General features: G+C 41.9%; 20 protein-coding genes. 14 read left to right on the top strand and 6 right to left on the bottom strand.

Features of this window, described 5'->3' with window-relative positions; genetic code table 11:
* Positions 1–27 precede the first annotated feature (27 nt).
* The 11 genes from BC351_RS42075 (at position 28) to BC351_RS41405 (ending at position 8,249) form a co-directional block, all read left to right on the top strand.
* Complete coding sequence (locus BC351_RS42075) at positions 28–165, top strand: hypothetical protein (RefSeq protein ID WP_158081994.1); 138 nt, start codon at positions 28–30, stop codon at positions 163–165.
* A 206-nt stretch (positions 166–371) separates the two neighbouring features.
* Positions 372–662, top strand: a complete 291-nt coding sequence (locus BC351_RS06600) for a SymE family type I addiction module toxin (RefSeq protein ID WP_079409929.1) — start codon at positions 372–374, stop codon at positions 660–662.
* Positions 559–882: a hypothetical protein gene (locus BC351_RS06595; protein ID WP_079409928.1), complete on the top strand. Its 324-nt coding sequence runs from the start codon at positions 559–561 to the stop codon at positions 880–882. Before BC351_RS06600 ends, BC351_RS06595 begins: the two co-directional genes overlap by 104 nt.
* Before the next feature lie 469 nt (positions 883–1,351).
* Positions 1,352–2,593 (top strand): IS110 family RNA-guided transposase, encoded by a 1,242-nt coding sequence (locus tag BC351_RS06585; protein ID WP_425270904.1) that lies wholly within the window; start codon positions 1,352–1,354, stop codon positions 2,591–2,593.
* Positions 2,594–2,862: 269 nt separating this feature from the next.
* On the top strand, positions 2,863–3,531 hold the full coding sequence (locus tag BC351_RS06580) for an RHS repeat-associated core domain-containing protein (RefSeq protein WP_079409925.1): 669 nt from the start codon (positions 2,863–2,865) through the stop codon (positions 3,529–3,531).
* A gap of 72 nt (positions 3,532–3,603) precedes the next feature.
* The gene (locus tag BC351_RS06575; protein WP_079409924.1) at positions 3,604–4,296 is read left to right on the top strand and encodes a hypothetical protein; all 693 of its coding nucleotides are present in this window, start codon (positions 3,604–3,606) and stop codon (positions 4,294–4,296) included.
* 663 nt (positions 4,297–4,959) lie between these two features.
* Positions 4,960–5,688 carry an AHH domain-containing protein gene (locus BC351_RS06565; RefSeq protein WP_144028297.1) on the top strand — a complete coding sequence of 243 codons (729 nt, stop codon included), beginning with the start codon at positions 4,960–4,962 and terminating at the stop codon, positions 5,686–5,688.
* A 26-nt stretch (positions 5,689–5,714) separates the two neighbouring features.
* A complete protein-coding gene (locus tag BC351_RS06560; protein ID WP_079409921.1) occupies positions 5,715–6,245 on the top strand; it encodes an imm11 family protein in 531 nt (176 codons plus the stop codon).
* 334 nt (positions 6,246–6,579) lie between these two features.
* Positions 6,580–7,251, top strand: a complete 672-nt coding sequence (locus BC351_RS06555; RefSeq protein WP_158081993.1) for a papain fold toxin domain-containing protein — start codon at positions 6,580–6,582, stop codon at positions 7,249–7,251.
* A gap of 2 nt (positions 7,252–7,253) precedes the next feature.
* A complete protein-coding gene (locus BC351_RS06550; protein WP_079409919.1) occupies positions 7,254–7,556 on the top strand; it encodes a hypothetical protein in 303 nt (100 codons plus the stop codon).
* 417 nt (positions 7,557–7,973) lie between these two features.
* On the top strand, positions 7,974–8,249 hold the full coding sequence (locus tag BC351_RS41405) for a hypothetical protein (RefSeq protein WP_144028295.1): 276 nt from the start codon (positions 7,974–7,976) through the stop codon (positions 8,247–8,249).
* 267 nt (positions 8,250–8,516) lie between these two features.
* Here the strand turns inward: BC351_RS41405 and BC351_RS06540 are convergent, their stop codons facing one another.
* The 3 genes from BC351_RS06540 to BC351_RS06530 are packed head-to-tail and all read right to left on the bottom strand — an operon-like array spanning position 8,517 to position 10,072.
* Positions 8,517–9,068, bottom strand: a complete 552-nt coding sequence (locus BC351_RS06540) for an RNA 2'-phosphotransferase (RefSeq protein WP_079409917.1) — start codon at positions 9,066–9,068, stop codon at positions 8,517–8,519.
* Positions 9,069–9,473 (bottom strand): hypothetical protein, encoded by a 405-nt coding sequence (locus BC351_RS06535; RefSeq protein ID WP_079409916.1) that lies wholly within the window; start codon positions 9,471–9,473, stop codon positions 9,069–9,071. It abuts the gene before it with no gap.
* A gap of 11 nt (positions 9,474–9,484) precedes the next feature.
* Positions 9,485–10,072, bottom strand: a complete 588-nt coding sequence (locus BC351_RS06530; protein WP_079409915.1) for a hypothetical protein — start codon at positions 10,070–10,072, stop codon at positions 9,485–9,487.
* Between the two features lie 665 nt (positions 10,073–10,737).
* Here BC351_RS06530 and BC351_RS06525 point away from each other — a divergent pair.
* Both BC351_RS06525 and BC351_RS43835 read left to right on the top strand, forming a co-directional pair.
* Positions 10,738–11,079, top strand: a complete 342-nt coding sequence (locus BC351_RS06525) for a hypothetical protein (RefSeq protein WP_079409914.1) — start codon at positions 10,738–10,740, stop codon at positions 11,077–11,079.
* 195 nt (positions 11,080–11,274) lie between these two features.
* Entirely contained in the window at positions 11,275–11,634 is a 360-nt protein-coding gene (locus BC351_RS43835; protein WP_158081995.1) for a contact-dependent growth inhibition system immunity protein, read from the top strand.
* A 259-nt stretch (positions 11,635–11,893) separates the two neighbouring features.
* Here BC351_RS43835 and BC351_RS06515 read toward each other — a convergent pair whose 3' ends face one another.
* A complete protein-coding gene (locus BC351_RS06515) occupies positions 11,894–12,355 on the bottom strand; it encodes a MarR family winged helix-turn-helix transcriptional regulator (RefSeq protein ID WP_079409912.1) in 462 nt (153 codons plus the stop codon).
* Between the two features lie 235 nt (positions 12,356–12,590).
* On the opposite strand from BC351_RS06515, the gene BC351_RS06510 reads away from it, so the two are divergent.
* Positions 12,591–13,046, top strand: coding sequence for a CBS domain-containing protein (locus tag BC351_RS06510; RefSeq protein WP_079409911.1), 456 nt, complete (start codon positions 12,591–12,593; stop codon positions 13,044–13,046).
* A gap of 105 nt (positions 13,047–13,151) precedes the next feature.
* On the opposite strand, the gene BC351_RS06505 is transcribed toward BC351_RS06510, so the two are convergent.
* Both BC351_RS06505 and BC351_RS06500 read right to left on the bottom strand, forming a co-directional pair.
* Positions 13,152–14,888, bottom strand: coding sequence for a DHA2 family efflux MFS transporter permease subunit (locus BC351_RS06505; protein WP_079409910.1), 1,737 nt, complete (start codon positions 14,886–14,888; stop codon positions 13,152–13,154).
* 12 nt (positions 14,889–14,900) lie between these two features.
* The gene (locus BC351_RS06500; protein ID WP_244208901.1) at positions 14,901–15,542 is read right to left on the bottom strand and encodes an HlyD family secretion protein; all 642 of its coding nucleotides are present in this window, start codon (positions 15,540–15,542) and stop codon (positions 14,901–14,903) included.
* Positions 15,543–15,652 lie beyond the last annotated feature (110 nt).

The raw sequence follows: 15,652 nt of genomic DNA, 5'->3' as shown, positions 1-15,652 counted from the left end.
AACATGTGAGCAGGAGGTGGAGGTTCGGTGTACAGACTGGAACAGATGGAAGGCAACCGCTGGATGCGGTGGCAGATTCGGCTTATCGCGATGGGCGTTGCCGTAAGTGTGGTTTACCACGGCTCGAAGTGGCTCTATCAAGCCATTTGCGGGTTGCTAGGCTGAGGAGAATGAGAAGGGTCGCCGTGACTTACAAGTGTTGACGCACTTGCAAGCTCATGCAGGTACTTAGACTACCTACACACAGCCTTCCGGCTGTCACTGCGACCTTGGAACATTATACCATATCTACCAAGGTTCATGTGTAGGCTTTACCCTGCCGTGCCTTTCGCATCTTTCCTCTCTATTTCATAGGGAGAGAGGTTTTGGTTATGCGTAAGCTTACCGTTTCGAAGGCGTTCCTTTATCGCAATGCCAACTATCAGATTGTAGAGGCTCCGTTCATGCGGTTGCAAGGCAAGTGGCTGGAAGCGCTCGGCTTCACGTCCGGCTGCAAGGTGGAAGTACTGGAGAAGCAAGGGGAAATTACCATTCGACTACTCGAAGGAGGATGCACGTATGACACGGGTCAAGTACACGACGAATCTGGACGCCGAATTGCTGAGATTGGCGAAGGAGAAAGCCGAGCAATGCGACATGGATGGCGCGAACGCGGTCATTGAAGCCGCTCTGCGCGTCTACTTCGCCAATTGTTCCACGCAAGTCTGGGAAAAGACGATGCAGGGCGGCTGGATTAAGAAGATGATCGTCCGTCCTGGGCAGGTCATCTTCGAGAGCATCCGCGTCCGCAAGGTCAAGGCGCGATACAATCCCAAGTATTTCACCGATGAAGTCCTTGCCCCTAAGGGCTGGACGAAGGTCTGGAAGATGAAGCAAGGATGACAAGAGCCTTTACTGGTTCCACTTGCACGCAGGTGGAACGGGTAAGGACTTTTGCCCAAATAGGAACAAGGAGCCGGACAGGCTGCGCTATCATTGTGGGCTTTCCCCCGAAAGCCAACGCTCGAAACGAGGATGCCGCCTGCTCGTTGTTCCTGCAAAAGTTTTTAATAGAAGCAACGAGCAGGAACAGGCTGCGCTATGTTTGTGGGCTTTCCCTGAAAGCCAACGCTCGAAATGAGGATGCCGTCCTGTTCGTTGCTTCTCCCAAAAAGCATTTACCTGTTCTACTTTCATGCGTTGGTGGAACAGGTAAGGGCTTTTGCCCTTAAATCTGTCGCACCTGACAGGCTGCGAATATGGACTGGCTTAGCTATCTTTGCGGGCTTCTTCGGAAGCTAACGCTTGAGCCGAGGATGCCGACATGTCCCTTCCTGCTGAGGTTCGACCATCCCCAAAGGAGCGTGAGTCTTTGCAAAAGCAGCAACTCCACTATGCCTATGTCGGAGTCGATTTGCACAAAAGCCAGCATACCGCCGTGATACTCAATTACTGGAACGAAAAGTTAGGCGAAATCCAGTTCGACAACACGCCAGCGGCTTTCCCGAAAGTGCTCGCCAAGGTGCAAAGTTGTTTGGAACCCGATATGAAAGCCGTATACGGATTGGAAGACACCGGAGGGTACGGCTGGGCGTTCGGACTGTACCTGATTCAGAGCAACCAATGGGTGAAATCCGTCAATCCCGCGTTCGCTAGCGAAAAGCGAAAAGGGTTCCCTACCGTTCACAAAAGCGATAGCTGGGACGCTGAATGCGTGGCGCGCGTGATGCGCGACGACCTCAATCGTCTGCCCGACTTCAAGCCGGACGAGCATTACTGGGTCATGCGTCAATTGTCTACAAGGCGCAGTGGCATCGTGAAAAGCTTGTCCGCTGTCATCCGGCAACTACACGTACAGTTAAGCTACACGTACCCGAGCTATCGCCGTTATTTCAGCGAAATTGACGGCAAAACAGCACTGGCGTTCTGGCGCACCTTCCCTTCTCCGCGTCATCTGGAGAAGGTTACAGCAGAGCGGCTTGCCGAGTTCCTTCGCAAGCATAGCAACAACGCTTGCTCCACGAAGAAAGCGGAACAGATCCTGCGCTGCATCGAAGCAGACGGGCAAGCGAGCGTTCATTACGTGGAAGAGAAAGAACTCGTTATCCGCAGCTTGGTGAAGCAAATCCGTTATTATCTGAAAGAAATCACGGAATTTGACGCGAAGCTGCGCGACATGCTGGAGCAGATCGGCTGCCAATTGCACACGATCACGGGCGTGGATGTGGTCACATCTGCCGAGCTTGTGGCTGAGATCGGCGATGTCTCGCGGTTTGCGAATGCTGATAAACTGGCGAGATATGCGGGTATTGCCCCAATCTTCGCCGGATCTGGAGGTAAAGGAAAGTACTACAAAAGTAAGCAAGGCGACCGCAGTTTGCACAGTATCTTCATGTCGCTGGCGATAAGGCAGCTTGCTGTGCATCGAGGCACGAAAACACCGAGGAATCCGTTGTTTCATGAGTACTTTCACCGCAAGCTGTCGGAGGGCAAAACGAAGAGACAAGCGTTCATCTGCGTGATGCGGCGATTGGTGAACATCGTGTATGGGATACTCAAAAGTAAAACCGCGTATCGCCTGCCGGAACCGTTGCGACGAGCAGAAAATGAGTAGAGGAATGACTGAAAATGATAGGGTTGAGCCGTCTTTAAAAAAAGGTGTGGACGAAGCTCAAGCGAAGGCGCGGGAGAAATCTTGGTTTTAATGGGTTGGGGCTTTCCTGTAACTGGCGGGTTAGATGGAAAGTTCCGCTTAAAACCAAGAATGTGCCGCTAAACAACCGAAAATGGTTCCAAAAACCGTAAATAAATGCTATTTTATGGATAGGACTTCTCTGTCTTTAGGGGCTGAGCTTTATAGCGTAAGATAGTAATGAGGGGCAGATGGATAATCCGTTATCGTTGAACCTTTATACGTATGTTAACAATAATCCGTTGACGCATGTTGATCCTACAGGACATGTAGTTGAAGGATCAGCTGGTGAAGGGGGAAGTGCAAAACTCACTAATTGGCAATATTTCACCATTGGTCTCAAAATGTTTGTTCGTGAAGGCGTTGTAGGGCCAGAAAACTATGATACGCTCACAGACGGTGAATTTACTTCTGGGGATATTGCAGCACTTGCTCAAGGCGGAGTATACCTTTCTATGAGTACAGAAGGGAAATTCTTCAGTAAGATGGGCAAGATAGGTGAGGGCACGGCAGATAATATTGCAGATTTCTCGAAACTTAAGGAACAATTGAAAAATGAGGAGTTTACATCCTTATTTAAAGATGGTTCTCTTCATCCCGATGTAGTATCGAAATCAACAGCTATTATTCCAGGAGAAAAATTAAAAGATGTAAATGTGGTAAAAGCATTAACAAAGGATGGAAGTTCAATGAGCGACTGGGCAAAAATGGAGTCACCAACATACGCTAGTCCTTTTGGAGACTTTAAATTCCACTTTTATCAGAATTTAAAGACTGGAGAAGTAAGTCCTTTTGATAATAAAATGAAGATGAACGGGCAAGAAAAATCTTATATTTATCCGGAACAAATGTATCCTTAATTCAATACTAAATAACAAATGAGATGATCGATTTTTCCAGATCATCTCTCTAATTCAAAAGGGGGGGGACTAGTGAAGGTTAAGTGTTTAACGAAGGAAATCAACAGCAAGGACTACAATGCTATAACAGTGAATAATTGTTATATTGTTTTATCGATTGAGGTTTACGATAAGGAATGTTCCTCTTTTGCTAAGTCTGTAGGAAATCATTTATTATATAGGATAGAAAATGATACTGGAAGTGTTATTCCCTACCCTTCTACCCTATTCCAAGTAATATCGGGTAAATTACCGAGAGGATGGGTGGTAGTTCAGGACCAAAGTTGCTTTAAAGTACTTCCAGAAAGTTGGTCATTCGACTCCTTTTGGGAAAGTTATTACAACGATGATAGTACGACATTGGAATTATACAAAATTGAAAAAGAAAGTATGTTACTTGAAGAACTAACCGTAAATGAGATTTCTAGAACCTTTAGAGAAAATGATTCTTCTAAAATAGATACAATTTTATATGCAATGATTAATCATGAAGATAAAAGATTTATGGGGATTGTACTTGAGTATTCAAAGGCTTCTTTACAAAATGATAGTAAGTACTTTTCGTCAAATTCACTATCAAACTCATTGGTTTTAGCTTTTACTTATTTAAGTAGGTTCAAAATAATTGAAGTAGAAGAGTTTTTTATTGACTACTTAGCAGAGTCTTACATTCAAAAACAGAAACTGACTGATATAATTAATGATTATTTTGCATCAAATCCCTAACTTTGTTTTGGTGGGGGCTATCCAGTGCCGTATGAACTAATTCAGTTAAGGTCAATCAAGCAACCCACAATACGACTAACCCTCGTGTTGTGGGTTGCTTATTTCTATATTTTAAATGTACCTGTTGACAAATGATAAGTTTACAAAAGACTATTGACGTGTTTAAACATCATGTGACTGAAGATGAAAAACTAGAAAATCAATGGGATACACAGTTGAAGTTAATTCTGTGAATCTGTGAAGTAATTAACCTACAAACGTACTTGTTAAATTTGTATTTAACCTTAATTGGCCACATCCCTTTCAAGGTTTTTTCTTTTGTCGGGCTACCTAGTGCCGAATGGACCCCATTATTCAACCAATAACACACTTAACCCATGTAATACTACTACAATGTTTTCGTCATTTCTTTGTACGCACAAAATGCTTGAAATGTATAACCTGAATAACGGTTTATGATACGTTAGGCAGGTCGATTATGGTCAGATACCACGGTGATTGAATTTTTTTGTTACTTAAGGCGCGATACATTGGCGGTAACTGTCTAGTTGCAGGAATGGATACCGCAGGTAAGGCTTATTACGTTCACAATGGTCATGATGGCGTGGTAAACTTGATGGTTAGTACTGAAAATACGAAGCTGAACTCGTACCAGGATGATATTTGGGATATCGTCAACCAACAAGAGAACCTACCGCAGATAATCCGTTGACTCATACTGATCCGACAGGGCATTGTATGGTTTGTAACATGTCATCATCATTAGGCAGTGCTTTAGGTGGAGCGGCGGGGGCAGCTGGAATGGCTGGTTTAGGATCAGGTTCGGCGGGGACCCTAGACCCAGCAGCATATTATTATAGTCATAGCATCTTAGATAATGATCCATACATTGATCCTAAAACTTTATTGCCTCCAAGTGAGTCTACAAAACAATGGATTGCTGATGAGCAACAAATGAGCATTTTTCAGCATATACCTGATGAAAATGCACCAACAGTAATTCAGCAAGAACCGGCATTTGACCAGTCAATTTATATATTAACAAGTAGTAACTCCGCCTTACTTAGAAAAAACCTTATAAACGGTGGATATGCCGAACCATTGTATGGAAATGCAGCACATCATATTGTAGCAGCAAACGATAAGAGGGCTAACTTTGCAAAAAGTGTTTTGGCTAAGTACGGAGTGGATATTGATTCAGCAGACAATGGAGTATTTTTACCAACAAAAGATGGTTATATTGAATTGAATCATAGAAAAATCCATACTGATGATTATTACAAAAATGTTGATGAAATGTTGAGTGGCGCAAAATCAAAAGATGATGTAATTGATGGTCTTCATCAAAATAGAAAAGAATTAACTGATGGGACTTTTTCTATAAGAAACTAAATAAAATATGAATCGGCGGTGCTTACATGAAAATATTGAAGCTAAGTTATGATGTGGAGAATTACGAAGGTTTTGAGGTGGCTAATGGTGATTGGTCTATAGTAGACAAAATTGATGGGAAACCATTGATCCAAGAGTGGTCACCGATTGAGCTAAAATTATTTGATGAACCGCAGAAACTTAGAAGTGATATACCATATTTCGTGGGCGCACCAGTGTTTAGTAAAAAGGCAGTTGAACTGCTAGGATCACTTATCAATAATTCCGTTGAAATATTACCAATTAAATTTGATAGGGAGGAATACTACATCATAAATGTGGTGAATTTGTTAAATTGCATTGATTTTGAAAAATCAGAAGTTGTTAAATTTAGAAGTGGAAGGATTATGAAATTTAAAAAATACGAGTTTATTGCTGATGTAGTTAGCAATGAACATATTTTTAAAATTGCAGAAATGCCACAACATTCGGTCTTTGTCTCAGAAGAGTTTAGAAATGTTGTTTTAGCAAGTAATCTTAGCGGTATTTTATTTGAGGAAGTTTGGAGTAATAATTGATTTATTAGATTAAACCATCTTGCGACTAACCATCGTAGGGTGGTTTTCTTTTTGTCTGCCGCGGTTTCGCTGACCTGATTTTTTGAATAAATATGTGCCCCAAAGACAAAGACTTAGGCAATCATTTGTCACATTTGGAAATTAGTTTATGTTATCTATGCCCTAATGAAGAATAAAACGGAAAATATGATGCAGCAGTGCCACTAAAGCAAGCTGGATGATATAATTTGGTTGTAACTGGAAACTCACACTTGCCACTTTTCTATGGGATAATTACGGCTTAATTAATGAGGATACCAATGAAGGGCAGATTGATAATCCGCTGAGTTTGAATTTGTATACGTATGGATGGAATAATCCAACAAAGTATAACGACAAAACTGGACATAACCCTGCAATAATTGCTGCTGCTGAAGGAGTTGCATTTTTATTTGATTTGGCGTACACATCATGGTTTGCGACACATCCGCCAGAAAGTATAGTAACAGAAACCCCATACGATGGCGAATCAGGTATTAATATAACTATCACACCAATTGAACAACAATCAGTTTCCGTGACACAAACAACATTTGGGAATAATGCTCCAACCATAATTACTACACCATTTCAAGATCAGACACCTACGGTCATAACAACGCCGTTTGTAGAACATGCACCAACGATACTACAAAGTTCTGCGGGATGGTCACTATCTGCAATTGCGGGTAAATACGGAAACTGTCAATGCGCTGAAGCCGCAAATGATATGAAATCTTATTTGCTAAAAAATGGTCTGAACGGGGAACAGGTATCCATAAAATACGATTCACCAGGTTTCATAGTAAGTAATACTTACGGGACTGAAGCTATTAGTCAAAATGGATACCATACAGGAATATTGTATGAAGATAAGGTTTACGATAATATTCATACCAATGGTACATCTTATCAAGATTGGTTAAACGATTTCTATGGTGTTGGTAATAGGACTATTACTAGAACAAGTATAAATCAAGGAGGATAAGTGTGGATATATTATACAAAAAAATCCAAGAAATGAAACAAAGACCTGGTATGTATATCGGGAAAAAATCTTTACATCTACTCCAGGCATATCTGAATGGTTACATAGCCTATCATAACGAAGTAAATAAAGAACCTAATTATTTTTTTCTTTCTGAATTTCAAGGATATATTCAACGGCGATATAATATAAATACAACCCATAGTTGGGCTGAACTGATTACTTTTTTCTCAAGTAACGATGAAGCGGCATTTGACAAATTTTACGAATTACTAGATGATTTTTTCTCACAAAGTACGCATTAACAGATAATTCAAGGAAGCCACATGCGAGTGTAACAACTCCATGTGGTTTCTTTTTGCCGATAAATGATAAATCACTAACAACAGATCGGGGCATAGTAAATATCACATTTCATAGAGTATCGCGGCTTTGCACAATAGACAGTTTCACCGCGACAGGCTGATAAATTTTAAAATTTAATCAGTGGCAGGAGTGGCAATATGCCGCTTCATTGCTTTGGTTCATAATCATGAAATTTATTCCAGATGGCACCTAAAGCTTTGTCGTTTCTTAGATCAAAAAAGTGCATAAAAAAAGAAAGGGAAAAATTCAAAAACGTCAGTTTCGTTATAGAGCAGTGCTTCGAAGGAATACATCAAAAAATGGGGGGGGGGGGAGACCTTGCGGGTTATGCTTCGACCGAGGAAGCCTGTGCAGCCGTGAATAAGGGCCAAGGTGAGGAGCAAGCCAGCAGGAGCATGAGCGTATCCAGCCCCAAAAGGGGGAAGGAGCGAAGCGCTGCGAGAAGCGCGTTTGTAAAAAGCCGTCTGTCCTTGGCCGCGGCGCGAACGAGGGTTTTAAGATCCGAAGAATCAAAGCCGCTACCGACGGCAACCGAAACGCCTCACGCTGGGCCTTATGCGCATAAACGGCTTGCCGCTGTTGATTCAACCGAGCAGGGAGCTTGCGCCTTTCAAACCGAACCTGACAGCTAAGCCTGTCCGACTAGGGTTTGAAAGACTGCAAGCCATCCCTGCAAGGAATCAACTTGGGGGCAAGCCGTTTATCCCTGCATAAGGCACAGTGAGGCTGTGTAAGTGCCGTAGGCATAGGCTTTGATTCTTCGTTGTATACCTGATTCGAGGCTGAGAAGAGCAGTATGGCGGTTGCTTTCACTGTTGTCGATACAACGGCATATAAAAAAAGACCACCAAGGCGATAGTCGCAAAGGGGTCTGCTAAATTGTTAGGGATTTCTGTTTATCAAAGTAGATTACTTACAACCGTAATGTATTTTGGAGGAATGTGATCTGACAACCACACCAAATCATTACCACGATAAAAAATAATCCCTTCAGTATAAGCTAGTTCTGCATTAACCATTAATATTATTGGTTTGAGGTCTTTTCGTTGCCCAACTAATTCAGCAGTATGTTTTTCAATGGAAAGATGAACGTACTGCCTACCCTTGGGTAACAGTCCTTGATCTAGAATTTGTTTTACTAACCAAGTAGCTGTTCCGTGATAAAGAATCGTTGGAGGGATCTCGGCTGTTCTTGAAATTTTCTTAGGAACAGAGTGTCCATAAATTGCCCGAATGTTGTCTCTGACTATCTCATGTCTTTTCTTAGCAGACAACTCAATCATAGTATCTAAATCGTTTTGACTTATATACTTCCACTGTTCTTTCATCCCTAATGCCGTTATTAACTGCTCTACGGGAACCCAACCTTCGTTATCCATTTCCAATTCGTATTCCCAGGGTGCATGTCTTAAAGCATAAGAAACTTCTTGGCTTAATTTAATATAATCCACTTAAGCACCCTGTTCCATTTCCCCTTCTTTAATATTCATTACAATAAAATCCTTTGCAATAAATTCAAAAAGCCCATAACTATCTAAGTAAATGGCAAAATTCTTCATACTCAATCTTTTTGCCCAATCTGGACTTAGGGTAGTCAATTCATTGATCCAATCGGAGTTAGTGATTTCCAAAAGTGTATCATACGATCCCTCGATATACTTTGTAAATTTCTCCGATGAATGTCTATGTGCTACCGTGCCGCTAAATATAAGCCCTCCGTTGAAGACCTTGTCATCATTATCAATATCATAATAATCATAGGTCAAAATAGCATCGCCTTTTTGATAAGTAAGGTTTACACCGCTACATATACAGTTCGAGGATACAGGGAATTTCCACTTTTCTATTTTCTCCATCTTTTTCACTCCTATTTTTGCCCAGTTGGTCTAACAGTTGGAACACCTTCAGAAGTAAGCTTATTTCTTTCTAACTGGTCGGTTAATAGTTTTTCAAATAGTTCATCTCCTGTTCTATTTATTGCATTCCACTGACTTCTTGGTATTCCTGCTTGTTCAAGTGCTTGAGAAGACCTTGTGTTTAATATTAGGGTATTACCTTCTCTTACAATATAGTCAATTGGAACCTGAGAAACCTGAATCTCACTATTTTTTATTGCACCTACTAAATCTTCCACATTATTTACTGAGCGTCCAGCAATATCAGAGTAATACTTAATTCCTTCGTCACTAAATTTCCTTGCACTATAAGTCTTTTGGGCAAAGTTTGCGCTATCTAATAAACCACCATTGTCAATTACTTTTGATACACCCTTTAAAGCTTTATAAAACGCATATCCCTCAACTGCACCCTCAAAGGCAATTTCTGGACCAGCTGCTATCAATAAATTAGCATAGTAGTATCCAAGATATTTAAGTGGATTGTCTCGTACATCGGTTAAAACCTCTACTGCTTTTTGCTTATATTGTCCTAGATACCCTGAGAACCAATCCCCCAAAGGATCATGTCCTGTCGGATCAGTATGAGTCAAGGGATTATTATAAACATACGTATACAAATTCAAACCCAGCGGATTATCAATCTGTCCTTGGTAGCTATCTTCATTAAATAAACCGTCATTTACCGATAGAAAAGGTGAAAGCCAAAATCATCTAGTTACCATCATCCAACTTGCTTTAGTTGCATTGCTGGCATTAAATGTTCCGTTTCATGCTTCATTAAGCGCATAGATAACATAGACTAATTTCTGCATGAGACAAATGAGTGCCTGAGTCTTTGTCTCTGCTTATACTGATGGAGATACTGTGAAAACCAGTCCCCACAGGATTGACTATTCATTACATACGTATACAAATTCAAACTCAGCGGATTATTAATCTGCCCCTCAAAGTTATCTTACACTATAAAGCTCAGCCTCTGTTGGCAGAGAAACTCTATCCATAAAATAGCATTTATTTATGATTTTTGGAACGAATTTTAAGTTTTAAGGTTTAATCGCGAAGCTTTTTATCAAACTCGCTAGTTACAGGAAGCTCCAACCCATCAAAACCAGGATTTCTCCCACGCGTTCGCTTGAGCTCTGTTCACACCTTCGTCCAGCTGTGGGATGACTACGTAAATGATGACCAGTTTTGGGGAGATTAGTAGCGTAAAGGAGGACTTATGAAAGTTATTAAAAGCATTATGCCAAATGGTCTTAGTTATATGGATGAATCTGGAATAGATAAATTTGTGGATTTCAAGGAATGTAATGAGAACTGGATAAAATACAGAAAAAGAAGTGAGAACTTAACCGATAAAAAAGTTGAAATTATTAGAAAGAATGATAAGTGTATAGGACAAAGAGATAGTTGTGCACGACTTCCTTTTATTGAGTTCTTTACGAGACCTTTTACAAGATTTGTATTTGTAGAATCGATAGAAGGCCAACATCCTGAGAAAACTTTTGCACAGCTAAAAAGTGAGATTAATTCTGCTGGTTGGACTACGTTTGATTTAAGCTGAATTTTAAAAGTAATACTAACAATCGCTTATCATGGCTTCAAATCGCTTTAAACTAAATAATGGTGGATAACAGAGGAGGCATTCTATGAGAAATGATCAAAGTGAACTATCAATTATTGAAATTGCTGAGATCGAAGGATTCACAAAGAGTATGTTGTAGATGAAAGCTCTTCAATGTCAAAATGATTTGGAAAAATACTCAATACTAAGGTTAAAGAATTATCCGATGGGGACGTAGCTAAGCTGTTAAGACAGAATTATCATCCTTTTTATATCATACCTGAAGCCATAAAAAGAATAAGAATAAATCCAATTGTTGGGGAGCTTTATGATGGGGAAATGATATATTCCTTGAACCAAGTAAAAGTTTCGTTCTGGTTAAAATACACCCAGATTAGAGATGAGGTAGTGCTACTATTAAATGAGCTTGATAACTACACGCTAGTTTTTTTGGAAGAGGAGAAAGAAGAAATAGATGTTGAGAGAAAGAATAATGATTTCAAAAAAATGATTAGTGATCTTAGAAGTACACTTTCTGAGATATTGATGGAATAATTTATGTTCTAGGCAACTAGATTATCAAATAGCAATATGGTGTGCTTTTAGCACTTTGCGGCTCTAAGCTCCAAAAACCCTCGAATGATCAAAGCCTATTGTTTAACGGTAACCTGCTTTTCGATTCGATCATCTTTACCTTTTCCTAGGAACACTTCATTGATCGCACCGTACTTTCTTAAAATTCTCCAGTCGGAGTTCATAAACTCAAAAGCCCAAGCACACCGCTTGGGCTTTCGTCATATCCATACAATCATTCTCAAAGCTTCTCTATATCTACCTGCTCAAAATAAACAATAGATTGATCCATGAGGTGGATAAGCTGATCGCTTTGCTCTTTGCCCAAGAAATCAATTAATCCTTCAAACATTTTCGTGAACATTTCACTAGCTTCTTGTGCGATCTTGTCCCCTTTTTGGGACAGTGTGATTTCGGCTATTCTTCGATCGGTGGGATGGATGGTTCGTATGACATAATCATTTTTGATCAAATTATTAATCATTTGGGTGACAGTCGGAGAAGTAACTTGCAGAATCTTGCTAATATCTGAAACAGTCATACGCTGGCTTTCCCCGAGCAAACTGTTTTCTTTCAGGACCAGCAGCAAACGAACCTCGCTCGCTTTAATGCTCCATTTGGTGAGTTTTCGCCAATCTGATCTTGCCAAACGCAAGAGCAGTCCTCGTAAGAGGGCAACGTTTTCATAATGATCTGCATTCATTTTTTTCACCTCATATGGAAAGTTTCAACATTAGGACTGTTCAGTTGTTATCATAATAATTGATGGGTGTAACGTCAACAGCCGAAGCGAGAAAATGGGCGAAAATAACGCTTTAAAGTTATAAAAAATTGATGTAAAATAAATATATAGGTTACCTACCTATTAGTTGAAATGATACCAGTATACCTTTCATTTTAGACATGGAAGTAACTTTTTTTACTGGAGGGGAACCAATATGAAAGCATCTGATATTATGGTTTGTCAAGTTTATAAAGTGAAGGAAACCGATTCCGTACGTGCTGTCATTGAGAAATTCATTGAGCGCCGAATTAGCGGGCTTCCGGTCGTGAATGAGCGGAACGAAGTGGTGGCTTACATTAGTGATGGAGATATTATGCGTTATATCGGCAAGCATGATGATTATGTATTTGGTTCCTATTTCTATATGGCTGTGATCAAAGGAGACAACGAAGAGTTCCAAGAAAGAGTTCGCCGCCTGCTACCTCTTAATGTGATGCAAATCGCCAAGAAGAAGGTCGTTTCTGTTGACTGGGAAGAGGACATTGAGGAAATAGCGGCTATACTTGGAAAAAAACGAATCAAAAAGCTGCCTGTTCTGCGTCAAGGCGTTCTTGTCGGGATCATCAGCAGGGGTGACGTCATTCGGCATACCTTTGAGGCCATTTTGTAAGTATAGATATTTATTGTAAGCGTATTCATTAATGGTTGTTGTCTCGCCGCAGTCCCAAGCTCAAAAAAGTCCACGTCTCCTCCCCGAGACATGGACTTTCTTTATTTATGACTGCTGCTTCACTCGACTGATGAAGAATGACAGGAAGAGCGCTACAGCGGTAATTCCTGTGGCAATCAAGAAAGCATCATTGATGCCGCTGATGGTGGAATCCTTCGCCGACGTGGCATATAGCAATGTTGATACAAGTTTGGTCCCGGCTTCAACGGGAATATGTGCCATTGCTGCGATACCGTGGCCTAATCGGCTGAGTTCGCTAACGATATAAGGATTCGTTGATGCGAATGTGCTGCTTTTGTTGCCCAAATGAAAATCAGCCCGAGAGCTCATGACGGTTACCAGCAAGGCCGTGCCCAAGGAGCCGGCAACCTGGCGAAGCGTATTCGACATGGCTGTTCCATGGCTGTGCAGATGCCGCGGCAGCTGATTCATTCCTTCGGTCATGATCGTCATCATCATGAAGGACATGCCGAACATGCGCAGACAATACAGCAGCAGGATATGATTGTAAGTGGTATCAGCCGTTAATTGGCTGAACTCCCACGTCGTGACGGTTGTGATGATCAATCCCACGATGGCCAGCAGCCGAACGCCAATCCGGTCGAAAATCATGCCGGCAATCGGCTGCATAATCCCCATGAGAATCGCACCCGGAAGCAGCAGCAAGCCTGATGCTAGCGGTGTGAAACCGCGAATATTTTGGAGATAAATCGGGAGCAGGATCATAGCTGCAAACATCGCCATATTGATGATCGAGCTTACTATCGTGGTTAACGTAAAGATGTTGTAAGTGAACACCCGCAAGTCGATCATAGGTTCTTTCACGGTAAGCTCTCGCCACACAAAGAGAATAAGACTGATGATCCCGATAGACAGGGTTCCCAGCACTCGAATGCTGAGCCATCCGGCAGAGCCTGCTTCGCTGAAAGCAAAGAGCAAGCCTCCGAATCCAACCGTGGAGCAGAGAAAACCCCAGAAATCGAATTTCACCTTCGACATTTTGGTCACATTCCCCATAAGGAAAAATGCCAAAATGATATCGATCAAGCCAATAGGCAGGACGATATAAAATAACAGGCGCCAAGTGTAGGTTTGTACAATCCAACCAGATAAAGTGGGGCCAATCGCCGGTGCGAAAATCATGGCAATGCCCATGGTTCCCATGGCACTCCCCCTCTTTTCAGGAGGAAAGACGGTTAAGAACACTGTCATCATGAGGGGCATGATAATTCCCGCACCTGATGCTTGTACGACTCGTCCTGCCATAAGGATGGAGAAGTTGGGGGCAACCGCGCAGATAACTGCCCCGGCTGTGAACAAGATCATCGCCGTAAGGAACATAAACCGTGATCCATATCGTTCGATGAGAAAAGCGGTGATGGGAATCATCACGCCATTCACCAGCATATAGCCTGTCGTCAACCACTGCACGACATTCGCTGAAACGTTGAAGTCCGTCATGATATGGGGAATAGCAACGTTAATCAGTGTCTGGTTCAAGATGGAGACGAATGCACCCAGCATCAGCACGGTGAGCAGTTGTCCGACTTTGATTTCAGCCTTCTTTTCCGGAGCTGAGCTTGGTGCAGCTTCCCCGGTGGATTCGAATTGACCGCTCAATTCATCTGACATTTCAACCAGTAGATTGGATGGTTCCGGAATCGGAGAGTAGGGGCCTGCGGGAAGATTGCTGCGCTGCTTTCTTCTGCGCACGAAGATCCAATTGACGGTAAAGAGAACAAGCAAACTGAATAGCGCGTAACCTGCCACATACATATTCATCGAATTGCTCCCTTACTTATGGATACGAGCCGTGACACTCATGCCCGGAATAATCCCCAACCCGCGATTTCCTTCCAGAGAAATGGTCACAGGAACAACCTGCGTGACTTTCGTGTAATTGCCATTCGTATTGGACGTGGGCATAAGCGAGAATGTCCCTGCTGTCGCTAATCCCAGTTGATCCACTCTTCCCATTAAGGTTGTCCCCGGAAAAGCATCAATGTAGATGTCCACAGCCTGCCCGACTTTCACATCATTCAAATCTGTTTCTTTCACATTGGCTGTTACCCATAACCGATCCAAGTCATACAGATAGGCTTGCGGAATGCCGGGCGATACGATGGCATTGACAACGGCAGTTTGTTGAACGATAGTTCCTGCCTTAGGCGCCGTGATATCCACTGAATTCGTTGACGTTAAAACACTGCCAATTCGCTCGCCTTGCGAATACTTCTTGCCGATTTCCCCGTACCAATCCGTCAATTTGCCAGCTGCGGAAGGACTAACGGCGATCTGTTCACCTGTTATTTGTGCATTATTCGTTGTCAAATAATTGATCGAACGATTGTAAAAGTAGTAGCCAAGCCCAGCTCCTCCGACAAGAATGACGAGGAGAACAATATTGAGAACAATCATTTTGACTGTGCCCTTCATGAATCATCCGCCCTTTCTGTGAAATACGTTCCAACAGAAATAATATTCCCCATAAAAAAAGGAATATGTGGGTGGCTGTATGAAAAAGGGAGAAGATTGTTTTCTTCTCC

It is taken from the genome of Paenibacillus ferrarius (assembly GCF_002027705.1).
Taxonomy (GTDB): domain Bacteria; phylum Bacillota; class Bacilli; order Paenibacillales; family NBRC-103111; genus Paenibacillus_E; species Paenibacillus_E ferrarius.
Note: the sequence above shows the minus strand (reverse complement) of the source record. Positions and strands in the feature narration are given on the sequence as shown.